Below are 16,109 nucleotides of genomic sequence, written 5' to 3'. Positions count from 1 at the left end.
TTCAGAAACCGAGGGCTGTCAGAACTTCACTGCTCTTCAGCGTGGCGAGCTCATCAGAGCGGCCGAGACAGCGGATCTCGGCGCGCTCGGGGAGATCTTTTGCCGCTGCTCCAAGGGCAACTAAGGGGGTGCCGCAATAGGTCGCCAGACGTTGTGAAATCGGGCAGCTGCTGAGCACAACATCGGCACAGGCAATCAGGGCTGCACGCTTGGCCAGGCTGAGCTTTGCTGGAAGCAACATGCTGCGCAGCGCCGGAAGGCGGCTTTTGATGGTTTCAGGAAGCTTGTGCCATTCGGCTGCAGGCCAGTCATGACCTTGGCCTGTCGGGGACAGCAGCAGCAGAGGACCATCGCCGCGGGGTAATGCTTCTCGGGCTTCATCGAGAACACCTGCCGCCAGGGGCACGCGGAACTGCTCGGCCTCGAGTTCAAGACCAAGGGCCTGGAGGTAAGGAGCCAGACGCTGCGCAGTCCAGCCCTGGTCGATGCTGAGCCTGTCGGTGCAGGCAAAGCCTTCAGATCCCAGCCGTTTGGGGATATGACTCATCGACAGCATCAGGTTGACCTGCTGACCTTCAGCAAAGTTGATGCACACCTGGAAGTCAGGTTCCCGCACACAGCCGAGCAGATTGGCCCAGTCAGCAAGGGTGGGGTTGGCCTCGAAGCTGAATGGCAACAGCTTTTCTAGGCATGGCAGGAGTTTCCAAGGGGCTGCCTGCTGGGGATCACACGCCACCTGCAATGTGGCGTTGAGCTTCTGGCAGATCTCGGCCAGGGCTGGTAGACGGTCCAGCTGGTCTTCGAGCGAACCCGGGCTTAGGGCAAGAACTCGCATGCAGCGCCGTCATCCATGGTGCGAACTGATTTTATGGAGGTCGTTTACGCCTGCCCAGGGCAGGAGTCGCTTGTGCATCTGTTGATTGCTGCGGCAGGAAGCGGTCGGCGCATGGGTGCGGATCGGAACAAGCTGCTTTTGCCGTTGGCCGGACGCCCTGTCATTGCCTGGACCCTTGAGGCGGCCTTGCGCTCTGAGCGGATTGAGTGGATCGGCATCGTCGGCCAAGAGGTCGATCGAGAGGCCATCCTGGCCGTGCTGGATGCACCCAGCAAGCCGGTGCAGTGGATTCAAGGGGGCAGCACTCGGCAGGAGTCGGTTTTGTGTGGTCTGGCGGGACTGCCGGAGCAGGCCCGCCATGTCTTGATTCATGACGGAGCTCGCTGTTTGGCTGAACCGGATTTGTTTGACCGTTGTGCTGCTGCTGTTGAGGCCGGTACGGCCCTGATTGCCGCAACACCAGTCAGTGACACGATCAAACGTGTGGGATCCGATGGTTTGATTCGAGACACGCCTGACCGATCGGAGCTCTGGGCGGCGCAGACACCGCAGGGCTTTGCCGTCGACCAGCTGCGTCGCGGTCACGCTGAGGCGGTGGCTCAGGCCTGGACGGTGACCGACGACGCGTCGTTGTACGAGCGTCTTGGTTGGCCTGTGCAGGTCTTGGATGCTGGACCTGCAAACATCAAGGTCACAACGCCGTTTGACTTGACCGTGGCTGAGGCGGTGCTCGCCCTCAGGTCAGCAGGCTGAGTAGGCCTGTCTGGCCGTCGAGGCGTGCCATCTCTCCTATGGGCAGAGCAGCGTTGCCTGCTCGGTGACCAACGGGCAGGTCCATCACTCTGGGAATGCCGAGGTCGGCAGTTCGATCCTCAAGAACCTGCTCGAGGTTGAAGCATTCCGAGGCATCTCGCGGTTCATCTCCGCACCCTTCGAAATTGCCAAACCCGAGACCTGCCAAGCCTTGCAGACTGCCATTGAGCCTCCATTGGGTCAGCATCCGATCGATCCGGTAGGGGGCCTCCCCGACATCTTCCAGCACCAAAATGGCTCCCTCGAGGGGGGGGACGAAGCGGCTCCCCAGCAGGTGGGTGGCGACGGTCAGATTGGCCACGAGTAGGGGGCCTGTCCCCACCCCTCCACCACCACCTCGTCCTTGTAGTGAGGGGACGGTTTGACCGAAGAGCAGGTTGCGCAATCGGTCACGACTCCAGTCCGGCTCATTTGCAAGCGTTGTCAGCAAGGGGCCATGGATCCCCCCTGCAAACCCTGCTGCCTGGCGGGCCCAGAGCAGTGCTGTGACATCGGAAAAGCCCAGCAACCAGCCGCTCTGCCAGCGGATGGGCTGCTCCAGCAGCCGAGCAGCCCCCCATCCACCGCGGGCACAGGCGAGCAGCGCTGCGGGTTCGTCCGGATGCAGATCGGCATGGCGCGCGTCATCGTGGCCTGCGAAGTAGCCCCAACGTCGGGTGGCCAAGGCCTGGGTTTGAACATCCAGGCCCCAGCTCTGCAGAACAGCAATGCCCTGTTGCAGCTTGATGTCGTCCTGCAGGGCTGAACTGGCGGCCACGCAGGCCACACTGTCTCCATTCTGGAGCGGTGGAGCCGGGGTGATGCGCATCAGACTCCCCATCCCCTGGCTAGAACCAGGCCGAGCCAGAGCAGTATCCCCGCCTGGACCTGCTGGGAAAAGTGCTTCCCGTAGGTGCCCATGGAGGCATCTTGCTTGTTTAAGGGGTTGCAGCTGAGCTGCATGAAGACTGTGGCAAGCAACCAGAGAGGCCAGAACGGTGCTGGGATCTGAGCCGACCAGGCCGCAATGGCAAGGGTGATGGCTGTCACGAGGTAGCAGCCACGCACCACAGGCACCACGCGGAATCCGAGGCTCAAGGCGCTGCTGTGCAGGCCGAGGCTGGCATCGTCACGTCGATCGGCCATGGCATAGACCGTGTCGAAACCAAAGGTCCAGACCACGGTCGCGAGCCAACTGCACACCAGGACAGGACTCCAGCTCAAGGAGGCCGTTGCAGCGGCCCAGGGGATCAGCACCGCGAAGCCCCAGCACAGCGCCAAGATCACCTGGGGGAAGGCGAACCACCGCTTTGCTGATGGATACCCGAGGATCGGCAGCACGGCCGTGCAGGCCAACGCGAGACAGAGCCTGAGACTGGCGGCCGGAAGACTCAGCACGACAGCCAGGCTGACGACCAGCAAGGTCAGCAGCAAAGCGAAGGCTGGTCCTCGCTGCAGCGCACCCCTGGCCAGAGGACGGCTTTTCGTGCGTTCCACTTTGCCGTCGAACCGCTGGTCCCATAGGTCATTGGCGATGCAGCCTGCACCGCTAACGGCCAGGCCTCCCACAAGGATCTGCAGGATCAGTCCAAGGCCGGGCGGGGCTGTTGGATTCAGCCAGAGGGCCCAGCCCGCTGGGATCAACAGGATTAGCCGTCCGGTGGGTTTGTTCCAGCGGAGCAGTTCAATCCAGGGCTGAAGACGGGCAGAGCTGCTGATCACAATCAACGAGATTTGAAGAACCCTAGTCAGGGTCTTATGGCTCCGGCTGTGAGTGGCAGAGTGGATTCACCTCCCTTCCTGACGTTGATGCTGGATGCCGAGGCCCCAGCCAAGCCAACGGAACAGAACAACGGTTTGCCCCAGCGGGCGAATCCAGATCTGCGTCGGATTGCAGCGATCGATATCGGTACGAATTCCTTCCATCTACTGGTCGCAGCCATTGATCCAAAGCTGCGCACCTTCCGCATCATCCAGGCTGAAAAGGTCACCACGCGTCTGGGGGAGCGTGATCCTGAGACCGGTGAACTGACCGCGGCGGCGATGCAACGAGGGTATGAAACCCTGCGCCAGTTCAAGGATCTCGCCGCTAGCCATCAAGTTGAGCAGATCGTTACCGCGGCGACGAGTGCCGTCCGGGAAGCCCCAAATGGCCGCGATTTTCTCCAAACCATCCTGGATGACCTCGAGATGGAGGTGGATCTGGTCAGTGGCCCTGAAGAGGCCCGGCTGATCTATTTGGGTGTGCTTTCAGGAATGCCTTTTGGAGATCGTCCGCATCTTTTGCTCGATATCGGAGGAGGCTCCACTGAACTAATCCTTGCGGATGGTCGCGATGCCCGCGCCCTCACCAGCACCCGTGTCGGGGCTGTGCGTCTCCAGCGGGACTTCGTCAAAGACGATCCGATGCCCCCCAAACGTCGATCGTTTCTGCAGGCGTTCATTCAGGGATCGCTCGAACCTGCGGTCGACAAAGTGCGTCGCAGGATCAAACCCGGTGAAACACCTGTGCTGGTGGCAACCAGCGGCACGGCGATGGCCATTGGTTCTCTCGCGGCGAGTGAAGAGGAGCGTCCACCGCGCAAGTTGCACGGGTATCGACTCACCAGGCAGCGTCTGGACCGGGTGGTAGATCGCTTAATCACGATGACCCCCGCTGAACGGCGGAATTTGGCTCCCATCAATGACCGGCGGGCCGAAATCATTGTTCCCGGTGCGCTGATTCTGCAAACCACGATGCAAATGCTTGGTGTTGACGACCTAGTTCTCAGTGAGCGGGCCCTCAGGGAAGGTCTCATCGTCGATTGGATGCTTCGCCACGGTCTTCTTGAGGATCGCTTCAGCTTTCAGAGCAGCATTCGACAACGCACCGTGATTCATCAGGTGCAGCGGTTTGCGGTGAATCAGAGCAGGGCAGAACGGGTCGCCAGCCATGCCCTCCAGCTGTTCGACGCCACGCGGGGGGTGATGCATGACGACAGTGGCGAAGGTCGCGAACTGCTTTGGGCTGCAGCAATGCTGCATACCTGTGGCCAGCACATCAACATCAGCGCGTACCACAAGCATTCTTGGTACTTGATTCGCCATGGGGAGCTGCTGGGCTATTCAGAAGCGGAACATCTGATGGTGGCGGCGATTGCTCGCTATCACCGCCGCAGCTTGCCCAAGAAGCGTCATGAGTCCTGGCAGCTCCTGGCCAACCGAGAAAACCGTCGTTGCGTTCATCAGATGGCCATTTTGCTGCGCTTGGCCGCTGCTTTGGATCGCAGGCCAGAACCAGTGATCTCAGCACTGCGCATTCATGCAGTGAGAGGAGTCCTGGATCTGGAGATCGTTCGCGAGCGGGTGAACCAGAACGTCAGTCTTGAGAAGTGGAGTTTGCAGAGCTGCGCTGAGGTCGTACGGGAGGCCGTCGGAGTCGATCTGCGCGTCAGAGTTCAGGATTGAGTCGGATCCAGCGGATGTCGTCAACAGCCCCCAGGGTTCTTCTTTCAGCGTCTGGCGACGTCAGCTGCACCAGATCGGGCCGACCGGCGTAGATCTCAACCAGCTCTGGATTTTCAATCCTGCGTTCACCGTTTAGAAGCCCTTCAAATTCCACAATCCCCTCACGACGCAGGGCGATCCAGCTGGGTTCGCTGCTGCTGATTGTGAGAGCTGTTTGTGCTGTCGGAGGCGCTGGGACGATGAGTGACTCAATCTCAACCTCCAAGGCGACATCTGTTTTGGCTTTAGGAGGCGAAGCCGGCTCGTTCACGACGAGCGTTCGACTCGCAGGTCTCAACCCTTGGGCGAAGCGCGAAAGTTCTGAAGCGTTGCTCCACACAACCACCCCCAGGCCTGTCAAACCGGCTAGGGCGAGAAGGGGGAGCGGGTTGAGTCTTGCCGGTTTCTGCTGGGCGATTCCCCGACTTGTGGATCCAGGAGCCGGCTGTTGGGTCTTGCTGGTGGAGAGGGGGCCGATGGCCTGCACCATGGCGTCGGCATCTAAACCCAGATGGGAGCTGAGCCGACGCACCATGGCTTTAATAAAGACAGGTTCTGGCAGTGCGTCTTGATCGCCTCGTTCCAGTGCGGTGAGTTGCTCCACTCCCATGTGCATCTGGCTGGCCAGCTGGTCCCGTGTCAGGCCGGCTCCACCCCGTGCTTCAGCCAACTGTCGCCCTACTTGGACCAGGCCCGCATCTTTGCTCTGGTCTTCCGTAAGACTCCGCTCGTGCATGGATGAGTAAGTCGACCTAGTTCCTGGCGAAACTTAAGCCCAGTTGATCATTCAGTCAGCCCCATTGGTGAACCCCAAGAGTCAATGGCACCAAAAAATATGGGCGATACTGGATTCGAACCAGTGACCCCTTCCGTGTGAAGGAAGTGCGCTACCACTGTGCTAATCGCCCGCACAAATCGATCCTAAACCACCGCCTATTGGGTTTTTGGACGGAACAGGTGGTCGTGGTCAGGGGAGTAGAGACGTGAGCGTTGAGGGCCACCGGCGAGTGCAGGACTCACCACATAAAGCGTGGTTCGAATCAGATTGCGTTCTTGACTGGCCGCAGCCATCTCCCTCAAAGGGACCACTGTGAGCATTTGATCAGGCCAGCTCACCCGATGTCCGATCGCCACGGGAGTGTCGTCTGGATAGTGATCCAGAAGGGTGGTTTGCACCTCCTCGACATGTCTGGCGCTGAGGTAGATGCAAAGGCTGGCGCGCAGGGTTGCCAATCTGCCGAGCTCCTCCCGTTCCGGCACGCCGGTGCGTCCTCCGGCCCGACTGAGCACGATGGTCTGCACCACTCCTGGAAGCGTGAGTTCGCTAGCGAGTCCAGCTGCTGCAGCTTGGTAGGCACTGATTCCAGGCACCACCTCCACGGGGATGTCCGCGTCACTCAAGGCACAGATCTGTTCATTGATGGCGCTGTAGAGCGCCGTATCGCCGTCATGGAGCCGGACCACCCGTTTGCCCTGGCGGTAGCGATCGATGAGCAAAGGGATCAGCTCTTCGAGCGTTGTCGTGCTGGTGCGGATCCGTTCGCAATCGGCTGGAGCTAGATCGGTGATTGCAGGACACACCAAGGAATCCGTCCAGACCAGAACCTCAGCCCGTTTGAGCCGTTCAGCAGCGCGAAGGGTAAGCAGGTCTGGAGCACCTGGGCCTGCTCCAACGAAACTGACAACGTGACTCAACTGCGTTGGCCTGATGGATCAGGCAGGGGTCGCTTTCGTCCATATAGCCACCAAAGCCCGATCCCGCCGAGAGCGACCAACGTGCAACTCATCAGTTGGGCGATGCGGATGCCCCCTTCGCATGCGGGGGGAAGTGAGCCGATGCAGAGGGGATCGATGCGAAGACCTTCAATCCAGACGCGGCCAAGGCTGTAACCGACCAAGTAAACGCAGCTCATAGCGCCCGCCGGGAGGATCCCGGGTGACTTCAAGCCGCGGCGGAAGATCAGCAGCAGGACTGCGAAGAGCAGCAGATTCCACACCGATTCATAGAGAAATGTCGGGTGGAAAAATTCCGAAGTGCTGTAAGTAACCGGGCGGCTCTGCGCTGGTATGAACAGTTTCCACGGCAGATCTGTTGGAACGCCAAATGCCTCAGAGTTGAAGAAGTTCCCCCAGCGACCGATCGCTTGTCCTAAGGCCACGGATGGCACCAGAACGTCGAGCACATCCCAAAAGGATTGACGGCGCCAGCGGCAAAACAGGATCAATGTGAGTGTTCCAGCAAGCAGAGCGCCATGGATGGCGATGCCGCCCTCCCAAATGGCAAGGGCCTTGAGCGGGTGCGATGCGTAGTTGTGCCACTCAAATGCCACGTAGTAGATGCGTGCCCCGATGACGGAAAACAGCACGAGTACGGGCAGCAGATCGCTGATTAAGCCGTTCTCAAGATGTCGGAGCTTTGCCAGGCGACTGGAGAGGTTCAAGCCGATCAGCACTGCCGTGGCAATGAGCAGGCCGTACCACCGAAGCGGCAGAAACCAGTTTTCGGTGTGAGGCAAAAATTCCCCTGGCGACTGGAATGTCGCCAGGGGAAACAGGGCTTCAACAGCCATAGAAATCAGAAGTTGGCTTCAGCTGCCTGAACTTTCTCAATCTGCCTTTTCTTCAGCACCAACATGATCTGTGCGAGAGCCACAGCGGCGAAGAAAGCAAGCAATCCGTAGATGCGAACGGGGTTCTGGAGAACAATTTCAGCATCCACTTGACCGAAGCCGCCCACATTGGGGTCATCGGTGAGAGCAGCGCCGGCTTCGATGCTGTCGCCAGCCTTGACCAGAACTTGGGGCCCGACAGGAATGGTTTCGTTCACGCTTTCACCGTCAGCCGTGGTGATGCTGACCACGCTCGCGCCGTTGTCACCAGGTTCGATAGAGGCGATGGTGCCGGTTGCTGGTGCCGTGAAGATGGTGTTGTTGCTCTTTTCACCGGTGGGATAAACCTGGCCGCGACCGCGGTTGCCACCGACGTGGATCTGGTACTTACCGAAGTGGATGTTGCTGTCGGTGGCTGGATCAGGGGAGAGAACAGGGAAGACAACTTCCTGGTGCTGGTCACCTGGAATCGGGCCCACCAGCAGGATGTTCGGCTGGTCGTCGCTGTATTGAGTGAAGTAGACCCCTTCCGTTTCCTCCTTGATCTCATCGGTCCAGCGGTCCTGAGGAGCGAGGGTGAAGCCATCGGGAAGCATCACAACGGCGCCGACCTGGAGGCCTACGTCGCTTCCATCGGCTCCGATTTCCTGAAGACCCTGCTCATAGGGAATCTTGACGCTGGCGGTGAAGACGCTGTCAGGCAGAACTGATTGGGGAACTTCGGCCTGGGTCAGCTTTTTGGCCAGGTGGCAGTTGGCGCAAACAATTTTGCCGGTGGCTTCCCGGGGGCTTTCATAGTTTTGTTGAGCCCAGAAGGGATATGCCCAGCTGGCAGACGGGGCAATTAGCAGCGCCAGTCCGATGACCAGCGATCCAAGGAGAAGCGAGAGGTGACGACGCATGGGACGGTGAGGGGATGCAGGCGTAGGGGAGGGAAAGATCAGGCCCACCAGGGCTTATCACCAGTTCGGAAATCGGTTTCGGTCCACTGGCTCATGAACACGTTGTCGTTCTCAACGCTGACGTTGGCCAGGGCCAAGGAGAGAGGGGCAGGGCCACGCACCACCTTGCCGGTGGCGTCGTATTGGCTGCCATGGCATGGACACATGAACTTATTTGCACCGCTGTTCCAAGGAACGACACAGCCGAGGTGGGTGCAGATGGCATTGATGCCGTAGCTGCCGATGGCGTCTTCACCTTCGACAATTAGGTAGGTCGGATCGCCTTTCAGTCCCTGAACAAGGCTGCGATCACCTTCTGGGTGGCTCGCAAGCCAGCCACTGGCTGTGATTGCATTGCCCAGCTCATCCTTGGCGCTGGTGCCACCACCGCTGCCAGCGGCCTTGGGGGGGATGAAGTAGTTCGCCACCGGATAAAGGGCTCCAAGGGCCACACCGGTCACGGAGCCAAACGTCAGCAGATTCATGAACTGCCGACGACCCATTCCGGGCACATCGCTCGAGGAGAGTTGGGTCATGGCGGACGTTCATCCAGCTCGGATTGCCGACCATTATGGATGCTTAAGTGCCTGTCAAGCTTTGCAACGACTGGTGTCTTCCTGTACCTGCCGCATCAGCTTCTGTGCTTGAAATCACCAACGCCGTGCCCCAGCCGCCAATCAGCGTCGATGAGGTGATTGGCTGTCTACGCCAGCGCTGGCGGGCTACCTACGACCTTCAACTGGTGGTTCGACGCCGCCGTTTGTACCTCCAGGTGATGTGGGCCTATCTGGAGCAACAGTCGTTTCAAATGGACCTCGAGGCCTATCGGCAGCATCTCGGTGAAGTGTTGGATGTTGTGAATCGTCTTGGTTTGGCGGGTGAGGTGCGGGATTGGCTCGCTTCCACCCGTGATAAACCGCGTCTGGGGAAGGCGCTGAGTCTTCCGCTGCAGGCGTCAGGACCAGAGGCGGAAACGCTGATCAAGGAGTTTCTGGTCTGAGCGATTCGGTCAGAGCCACCAGGCCAACTCCGATAAGAAACAGCGCCGTGATGGCTCCAGCGAGAAGCAACATCGTGATGGGATCCGTGGACGGCGTCAGCACGGCTCCAGCAAGGGCGGATCCCAGCACAACCCAGCGCCAGGCACCAAGCATCGGCCGCCAGCGCACCAGCCTCAGGGCACCCAGGAGCAGCTGCAGCACCGGCAGCTGAAACGCCAGCCCGGTCGCCAGCATCAGCAGAAGAACAAAGTCCAAGTAGCGCTCGATCGACCAAAGCGGCTCAACGACATCGGCGCCGTAGCTCACTAGAAAACGCAGTGCGGCCGGCACGAGGGCCCACCAGGCGAAAGCCAAGCCCGCCATGAAGAGAACAGCTGACCCAGCAACGGCGGGGGCGATCAGGCGCCGTTCGCGGACTGTCAGGCCTGGCAGAACAAAAGCCAGGATTTGGAACAGCACATAGGGAAGGGCCAAGGTGAGTCCGGCATAACCGGCCACCTTGAGCGAGACGAACAGAAACTCGCCTGGGGCGAGCTGGAGGAAATGAATGCCGCTGGCTGGCGCCTCGAGCAGCCGCACCAGCGGCTTGACGCCCAGTAGGCAGACCAGTGCACCGATCACTACGGCCAACAGGCTGCGCAGCACGCGTTGACGCAGTTCTTCCAGGTGGTCCACCAGGGGCATCTCCACCTCATTCGGCAGATCAGCATCACCAGGAGCCCTCCCAATGCGAATGGGTGGTGGTGGCTGCAAGGCTGGGGGACCGTCGGGGCGCTCAGACACGGACGCGGGTCGGGCGGCGCAACAGGTCAGCCCGATTGTGGGCTCAGGCTAGGGGCAAGCAGCCGTTGTTCCGCTCGCTGGGGTTCACCCCAGCGGATTTCAGCTTGACCATGGCGCACTGTGCCTGGGGCGGCACCGGGAATCCGTTGCAGTTGATCGGTTGGAACCATCACAACCGCCACCTGCTTGTTGCCACGAGCTCGACTGAAATAGGCGGCCAGATCCGTCGCCATGGCCAGATCTGCTTCGTCGGCAAGTCCGTTGGAGCTTTTCAGCACCACATGACTTCCTGGACATTCCTGGGCATGGAACCAGAGGTCACCGCTTCGGGCCTGGCGAAGAGAAATCCAGTCGTTTTGGCGATGGTTTCGCCCCACCTGAACCGTGAGCCGTCCTGGGGTGATCAGTTCCAGAGGACTGGGCTGATCTTGTCGACGCTGCAGTCGAGCATCGCGACGGCGCTCCTTGGGCGTCAACAGTTGTTCGAGCTCCTCCCGCAGATCATTCAGGGCGGAGAGTCGTGCCTTGTAGTCCTGCCATTCCGCGCTCAGTTGATCCTCGATAAACGTTTCGCTCTCACTGATCAGTTGAAGACGTTGCTGATGGTGCTCAAGCCGTTGCTCGAGGATCGGGCGTGATCGTCGCAGTTTTTTGGCACGGCGATACAGCGATTGGGCTTCATCCACCTGGTCTCGGCTTGGGTTGCCAAGGCAGAGGAGAGCATCCGCCTGGCTCTGAAGGACCCCGTGTCCGTCGGTGGCCTCGAGGCGATGGCGTTGGTCATCGTGGGCAGTTTGTTCTTTGCTTCGCCATCGCTCCAAGCGTTGTCGTAGCTCATGGCTGACCCTGGCCAAGGCGCGATGTTCCAGGCACTGCTGGTGAAGAGAACCCAGCTTGAGAGCTAACGAGGGTTGTGGGTTGACACCAGCATCGGGAGATCCCCACACCCTGTAGCGCCCGTCGTTTTCAACCACGAGGGCGAACTGTTCAAGGTGGAGTTGGTCCAACCACAGACACCAGCGTTCATAGAGGTCTCGCCACTGGTTGGTCTCCAGGGTGTCCACGGGTTTGTTCAGGTTGTCACCGGCGAGCTGTGCTGCCAGGGCTGGACTAATGCCCTGGTAGGTCTGCTGAAAGGCCTTGCGCAGTGGGATCGGGACGAGAGAGAGTCGAGCCTGCCAGCGTTCAAAGCTTTCCGTTCGATCGGGTGCCAAGCCCTGAAGGGTTGGTGGTGGGCTGTAGGAATCGCCGGTTGAGAGAGGGCGCACGCGGGATTGATGCTCACGAACCTGTCTTCCCAGAGCAATGATGCGGCGTTGCTCATCGAGGAGCAGCAGGTTGCTGTGCCGTCCCATCAGCTCAAGCACGAGGATCCTGTGAATCGGTTCACCCGGACGCTGGGCGAAACGGAATTCCACGACTCGCTCAAATCCGCTTTGGTGGAGTTCGACGAGAGCCAGCTGACGGAGGCTGTGCTGCAACTGTTGCGCGAAGGTGCTGCCGCTGCCGCTGCGCGGGGGAGGGTTGACCTCGACCAGCCGAGGTGCCTCGGCTTGCCAGCTGAGTTCCAGCCATACCATCCCTTTCAGGCTGCGACAGCCCAGTTGAATCGTTCCCGGGTCAGGTTGTTGGGCCTTTTCGAAACGGCTGGGCACCAGCCTTGGACGCAGATCCCAGAGCACCGCGCGAAGCGTGGTGAGATCCATGGGCTGAAGGCTGGTGGAGGCGATCACCGGGAGCACCGGGTGCGGCAGTGGTGCTTCCTACTCTGCTGACCCACGCAGACGCCGCGATGTCCACCAGTGGAAAGCTCACCTTGATCACGGGGCCGAGCGGTGTCGGCAAGGGAACGCTGGTGAACCAGCTTCTGGAACGCCATCCCAAGATCTGGTTGTCTGTCTCGGCAACCACCCGTTCCCCGCGTCAGGGCGAGCAGGACGGCATCAACTACTTCTTCCACAGCCGTGCTGCTTTTGAGGCCTTGGTGGCTGAAGGGGGTTTTTTGGAGTGGGCGGAATTCGCGGGGAATTGCTACGGCACACCTCGCCATCCTGTTGAGGAACAGATGGCTGGGGGGCGCCCCGTGCTCTTGGAGATTGAGTTGGAGGGAGCTCGCCAGGTGCGTCGCAGTTTCCCGGACGGCTTCCAGATTTTTCTGGCTCCCCCCAGCTTTGAGGAATTGGAGCGACGGATTCGTGGGCGAGGAACCGACTCTGAGCAGGCCATTGAGCGCCGCTTGATCAGGGCTCAAGAGGAGCTCAAAGCTCAACATGAATTCGATGCTGTCGTGACCAACGATGATCTTGAATCAGCTTTGCAGCAGGTGGAGACGCTGATGGAGTTGAGCTGATCCCGACGTTGCTGCTTGGAACGTTCAAGGCATAAAAAAAGGGAACCCGAAGGTTCCCTACGTAGGTCAAAGTTCACCAGGTGAATCACATTGGGTGAAACAGAAGATCGGGGAAGAAGCGATTCCACTCGATCAGGATTCCAGCAGTGGCTGTGAACCAGATGGCTGCAACGACAGGTGCGGCTGTAAGAAATTTGTTCATTCTTGAGAAGGCAATGTTTGAAGTCGTATTAATCAGCGAGGTGAAACAGTCACCTTGCTGTCGTCTTCGAGCAGCTTGCCGCTGGTGAATTCACCAAAAGCAGCCAGCGGCCAAGTGGCTGCTGCCAAAAGGCTCTTGATGGCGATGCTGCGATCGATGAAAATTTCGTAGTTGGCGGCATTTTTGCCGCGGGTGGCTTTCAGGTACTCACGACCAGCCCAACCAATGCATCCGGTGATGTACAGGAACATGATCCCGGGATAGACAAAATCCCCGGCATGGCTCCAGCGACCATCAACGATCAGATGGGGAAGTCCATCTGCTCCACAAGATGCTTTGCTGTACATCTCGAAGCGAGCTTTGGCCTGAGGCGTTGTGGCAGCAGCGGCACGCTGCTGGAAGCGAGCACTTTCTGAGCAAGGTGTGAGGCCAGCCACATCCGCCTTCGCGACGGGGGCGAAGCCGAACACCAGGAGTGCTGAAAGCACGACGGCGAAGAGACGACGCATCGGAACGATTCCTCTGAACGGTGCCCCGAAAGGGCAAGATGTCACAAGTCGGAGAGTAGGGGAGGGGCATCACTTCGATGCATGCGGTGCTTGCCCTCGAAACAAGTTGTGACGAGTCCGCTGCTGCGGTTCTTCGTCGTGATGACGACGGTCGGATTGAAGTGCTGGCCTCACGGATTGCATCCCAGGTGGAGGAGCACGCTCGCTGGGGTGGCGTTGTGCCAGAAATCGCCTCCCGTCGCCATGTTGAGGCCCTGCCTGGGTTGATTGCGGCGGTTGTTGATGAGGCTGGTCTGGCCTTGGGTCAGCTGGATGCCATTGCAGCCACGATCACGCCGGGGTTGGCCGGGGCTCTGATGGTGGCGTCGGTGACCGGCCGCACTCTGGCGGCATTGCACCGGCGTCCCTTTCTCGGCATCCACCATCTGGAGGGCCATCTGGCCTCGGTGATGCTTGGAGAGGACCCTCCTCAGGCTCCCTATCTGGTGCTGCTGGTCAGTGGAGGTCACACCGAACTGATTTTTGTGACCGTTGACGGGGGCATGAAGCGACTTGGGCGAAGTCATGATGATGCCGCTGGCGAAGCCTTCGACAAAGTGGCTCGCTTACTGGATCTTGGTTATCCCGGAGGCCCAGCTATTCAGGCCGTTGCTGAAACGGGTGATCCAACATGTTTCAAGTTGCCTAAGGGTCGGATTTCATTGCCGGGCGGGGGGTTCCATCCTTACGACTTTTCGTTTAGTGGGCTCAAGACCGCCATGCTCCGCACGGTCGAAACACTCCAACAGACAGCGGATCCACTGCCTCTTGCAGACCTAGCCGCCAGCTTCGAACAGGTGGTGGCCGATGTTCTTGTGCAGCGCAGCCTCCGCTGTGCTGAAGACCACGGTGTTGGCCAACTGGTGATGGTGGGCGGTGTCGCGGCGAACCGCCGCCTGCGCCAGTGCATGCTTGAACGCGGGCAGGAGCGGGGAATTGCTGTCTCAATCGCTCCTCTCGCGTACTGCACAGACAACGCCGCGATGATCGGTGCAGCGGCCTTGATGCGCCTGAGCCAGAACACAGGCTCGACGTCTCTTGAATCAGGGGTCGCCCCTCGCTGGCCCTTGGACCAGGCCAATGCTCTTTATGCAACAGATCCACCCTTTTAAGAAAGCCTTTTAGGCTTATGCCCACTCTTCGGCACCAGCGTCGTGGACCAACCCGAATCCAGATCAGATTCCCCGGCGCCCGTGGAGGCTGAAGAACTGAATGCTTGGAAGCGGGGCTTCACTCCTCAGGCTGAGATCTGGAACGGTCGCCTGGCGATGATCGGCCTGTCTGCCGGGATCGCTGTCGTTCTGCTGGTGCGTGTGTTCAGCGGAGGTTGATTAGCTCCGGCCCCGTAGGGCTTGAGCCAGCTCATTGGGTTTGAGGCTCACGGCAACAGCCTGATCTCCCTCGATCCGATCCGACTCCACCAGGGCCAGAAGGGATTGATTGGTCGTCACCATCCCGTCGAAGCCGCTGCGTTCCATGATTTCCTCCACCTCATCGAGAGCCCCCCGCTGGATGTAGTCCTTGCAGGCGTCTGTGTTGATCAGGATGTCGTGATAAGCCGCCCGCTTCCCATCGGTGGTCTTGATGAGTCCCTGGGCAATCACCCCGATCAGTGCCTCTGACAACGACCGGCGCACGCTCTCTTGCTCTTCAGGGGGATACATGCCAAGGACCCGTTCCACGGTCTTGACCGCTGAATTGGTGTGAAGCGTTCCGAAGACCAGATGGCCGGTCTGCGCGGCTTCGAGCGCCGTGGATAGCGTTTCTTGATCCCTAATTTCGCCCACCAAGATCACGTCCGGGTCTTCCCGCAAGGCAGCCCGTAATGCGTTGTGGAACTTCAGCGTGTGCAACCCCACTTCGCGATGACGGATGAGGGACTTACGACTTTCGTGCACGAATTCCACGGGGTCCTCGATCGTGAGGATGTGTCGAGCTTCGTTGCGGTTGATCCAATCGATCATGGCCGCCAGCGTTGTGCTCTTGCCAGACCCTGTCGGTCCAGTCACCAGGATTAGTCCCTTCGGACGGGCCGCGAGACCTTCCAGCACGCTTGGGAGATTCAGCTGCTCCATGCTGAGGATTGTCTGCGGAATCAGGCGCAGCACCATTGCCGGCCCCCGCAGCGAATCCATCAGGTTGATGCGCACGCGCACGAAGGCGAAAGCATGGGAGCCGTCAAATTCCTTGTCGCTGATGAAGGCATCGATTTGCTGAGGCGTCAGGATTTCCTGGAGCCATCCCTGAAAAACATCGGCATCGGTCACGGGCCATTCCGTGCCCTGGATGTCCCCTCGGGCTCGGTAGCGCGGGACTTCTCCAACCCCCAGGTGCACATCGGAATGGCCGGCTTCATGGGCGATGCGAACGATCTCTTCCAGGCTTGGAGAACCACCCTTCGCCGCTTTCGGCCCTGGGCTCTGGATGACCGGAGTCACTGCAGGGCTCCGTACTGACGTCTTAGAGGTCCGGTCTGACGTCGGGCGCGGCGGGAAGCTGGGGGGGGAAAACCGGCTGAGCCACGGTGATGGCGAGAGATTCCCCTTCAGGATCGTCCCGATG

At 59.8% G+C, this 16,109-nt stretch carries 19 protein-coding genes and 1 tRNA gene; 6 read left to right on the top strand and 14 right to left on the bottom strand.

All coding sequences use genetic code 11. The features are described from left to right. Position 1 precedes the first annotated feature (1 nt). A complete protein-coding gene (locus FZZ92_RS08390; RefSeq protein WP_226422994.1) occupies positions 2 to 835 on the bottom strand; it encodes a glycosyltransferase family 9 protein in 834 nt (277 codons plus the stop codon). 72 nt (positions 836 to 907) lie between these two features. Here FZZ92_RS08390 and ispD point away from each other — a divergent pair, with 72 nt between their 5' ends. Next, complete coding sequence (gene ispD, locus FZZ92_RS08385) at positions 908 to 1,588, top strand: 2-C-methyl-D-erythritol 4-phosphate cytidylyltransferase (RefSeq protein ID WP_226398345.1); 681 nt, start codon at positions 908 to 910, stop codon at positions 1,586 to 1,588. On the opposite strand, the gene FZZ92_RS08380 is transcribed toward ispD, so the two are convergent. Both FZZ92_RS08380 and FZZ92_RS08375 read right to left on the bottom strand, forming a co-directional pair. Beyond that, on the bottom strand, positions 1,572 to 2,456 hold the full coding sequence (locus FZZ92_RS08380; protein WP_226422993.1) for an LD-carboxypeptidase: 885 nt from the start codon (positions 2,454 to 2,456) through the stop codon (positions 1,572 to 1,574). The genes ispD and FZZ92_RS08380 overlap by 17 nt on opposite strands. Further along, positions 2,456 to 3,349 carry a 4-hydroxybenzoate polyprenyltransferase gene (locus FZZ92_RS08375; RefSeq protein WP_226398293.1) on the bottom strand — a complete coding sequence of 298 codons (894 nt, stop codon included), beginning with the start codon at positions 3,347 to 3,349 and terminating at the stop codon, positions 2,456 to 2,458. The genes FZZ92_RS08380 and FZZ92_RS08375 overlap by 1 nt, the downstream gene beginning before the upstream one ends. Positions 3,350 to 3,436: 87 nt before the next feature. On the opposite strand from FZZ92_RS08375, the gene FZZ92_RS08370 reads away from it, so the two are divergent. Further along, positions 3,437 to 5,074: a Ppx/GppA phosphatase family protein gene (locus FZZ92_RS08370; RefSeq protein ID WP_226398344.1), complete on the top strand. Its 1,638-nt coding sequence runs from the start codon at positions 3,437 to 3,439 to the stop codon at positions 5,072 to 5,074. Here FZZ92_RS08370 and FZZ92_RS08365 read toward each other — a convergent pair. The 6 genes from FZZ92_RS08365 to petC form a co-directional block, all read right to left on the bottom strand. After that, positions 5,058 to 5,849, bottom strand: coding sequence for a helix-turn-helix transcriptional regulator (locus FZZ92_RS08365; protein WP_226422991.1), 792 nt, complete (start codon positions 5,847 to 5,849; stop codon positions 5,058 to 5,060). The genes FZZ92_RS08370 and FZZ92_RS08365 overlap by 17 nt on opposite strands. Positions 5,850 to 5,949: 100 nt before the next feature. Continuing rightward, positions 5,950 to 6,021: transfer RNA gene (locus FZZ92_RS08360), tRNA-Val, on the bottom strand. Between the two features lie 25 nt (positions 6,022 to 6,046). After that, positions 6,047 to 6,808, bottom strand: a complete 762-nt coding sequence (gene cobM, locus FZZ92_RS08355) for a precorrin-4 C(11)-methyltransferase (protein ID WP_226398291.1) — start codon at positions 6,806 to 6,808, stop codon at positions 6,047 to 6,049. After that, the gene (gene lgt, locus FZZ92_RS08350; RefSeq protein ID WP_226422990.1) at positions 6,805 to 7,683 is read right to left on the bottom strand and encodes a prolipoprotein diacylglyceryl transferase; all 879 of its coding nucleotides are present in this window, start codon (positions 7,681 to 7,683) and stop codon (positions 6,805 to 6,807) included. Before lgt ends, cobM begins: the two co-directional genes overlap by 4 nt. A gap of 5 nt (positions 7,684 to 7,688) precedes the next feature. Then, the gene (gene petA / locus FZZ92_RS08345) at positions 7,689 to 8,624 is read right to left on the bottom strand and encodes a cytochrome f (protein WP_115024051.1); all 936 of its coding nucleotides are present in this window, start codon (positions 8,622 to 8,624) and stop codon (positions 7,689 to 7,691) included. Between the two features lie 38 nt (positions 8,625 to 8,662). Beyond that, complete coding sequence (gene petC, locus FZZ92_RS08340; RefSeq protein WP_115024049.1) at positions 8,663 to 9,199, bottom strand: cytochrome b6-f complex iron-sulfur subunit; 537 nt, start codon at positions 9,197 to 9,199, stop codon at positions 8,663 to 8,665. Positions 9,200 to 9,246: 47 nt separating this feature from the next. Here petC and FZZ92_RS08335 point away from each other — a divergent pair, with 47 nt between their 5' ends. Next, positions 9,247 to 9,663 (top strand): DUF3067 family protein, encoded by a 417-nt coding sequence (locus FZZ92_RS08335; RefSeq protein WP_115024048.1) that lies wholly within the window; start codon positions 9,247 to 9,249, stop codon positions 9,661 to 9,663. Here FZZ92_RS08335 and tatC read toward each other — a convergent pair. Then, the gene (gene tatC / locus FZZ92_RS08330; protein WP_226398342.1) at positions 9,644 to 10,348 is read right to left on the bottom strand and encodes a twin-arginine translocase subunit TatC; all 705 of its coding nucleotides are present in this window, start codon (positions 10,346 to 10,348) and stop codon (positions 9,644 to 9,646) included. The two genes, FZZ92_RS08335 and tatC, sit on opposite strands and share 20 nt — an antisense overlap. A gap of 125 nt (positions 10,349 to 10,473) precedes the next feature. Then, the gene (locus FZZ92_RS08325; RefSeq protein WP_115024354.1) at positions 10,474 to 12,153 is read right to left on the bottom strand and encodes an NFACT family protein; all 1,680 of its coding nucleotides are present in this window, start codon (positions 12,151 to 12,153) and stop codon (positions 10,474 to 10,476) included. An 86-nt stretch (positions 12,154 to 12,239) separates the two neighbouring features. Between FZZ92_RS08325 and gmk the strand changes: the two genes are divergently transcribed. Then, entirely contained in the window at positions 12,240 to 12,797 is a 558-nt protein-coding gene (gmk, locus tag FZZ92_RS08320; RefSeq protein ID WP_115024046.1) for a guanylate kinase, read from the top strand. Between the two features lie 85 nt (positions 12,798 to 12,882). On the opposite strand, the gene psaJ is transcribed toward gmk, so the two are convergent. Beyond that, a complete protein-coding gene (gene psaJ / locus FZZ92_RS08315) occupies positions 12,883 to 12,999 on the bottom strand; it encodes a photosystem I reaction center subunit IX (RefSeq protein WP_006850741.1) in 117 nt (38 codons plus the stop codon). 32 nt (positions 13,000 to 13,031) lie between these two features. Further along, positions 13,032 to 13,508, bottom strand: a complete 477-nt coding sequence (locus tag FZZ92_RS08310) for a Photosystem I reaction center subunit III (RefSeq protein WP_115024045.1) — start codon at positions 13,506 to 13,508, stop codon at positions 13,032 to 13,034. A gap of 77 nt (positions 13,509 to 13,585) precedes the next feature. On the opposite strand from FZZ92_RS08310, the gene tsaD reads away from it, so the two are divergent. Next, complete coding sequence (tsaD, locus tag FZZ92_RS08305; RefSeq protein WP_226422989.1) at positions 13,586 to 14,659, top strand: tRNA (adenosine(37)-N6)-threonylcarbamoyltransferase complex transferase subunit TsaD; 1,074 nt, start codon at positions 13,586 to 13,588, stop codon at positions 14,657 to 14,659. A gap of 42 nt (positions 14,660 to 14,701) precedes the next feature. Then, positions 14,702 to 14,878 carry a chlorophyll a/b-binding protein gene (locus FZZ92_RS08300; protein WP_115024352.1) on the top strand — a complete coding sequence of 59 codons (177 nt, stop codon included), beginning with the start codon at positions 14,702 to 14,704 and terminating at the stop codon, positions 14,876 to 14,878. On the opposite strand, the gene FZZ92_RS08295 is transcribed toward FZZ92_RS08300, so the two are convergent. Beyond that, positions 14,879 to 15,985 (bottom strand): type IV pilus twitching motility protein PilT, encoded by a 1,107-nt coding sequence (locus tag FZZ92_RS08295; protein ID WP_226422988.1) that lies wholly within the window; start codon positions 15,983 to 15,985, stop codon positions 14,879 to 14,881. Between the last annotated feature and the right edge of the window lie 124 nt (positions 15,986 to 16,109).

Source organism: Synechococcus sp. MU1611, assembly GCF_020514255.1.
In the GTDB taxonomy this organism is placed as follows: domain Bacteria; phylum Cyanobacteriota; class Cyanobacteriia; order PCC-6307; family Cyanobiaceae; genus Parasynechococcus.
The sequence above is the reverse complement of the archived record's forward strand: the minus strand, read 5'-3'. Positions and strand labels throughout refer to the sequence as shown.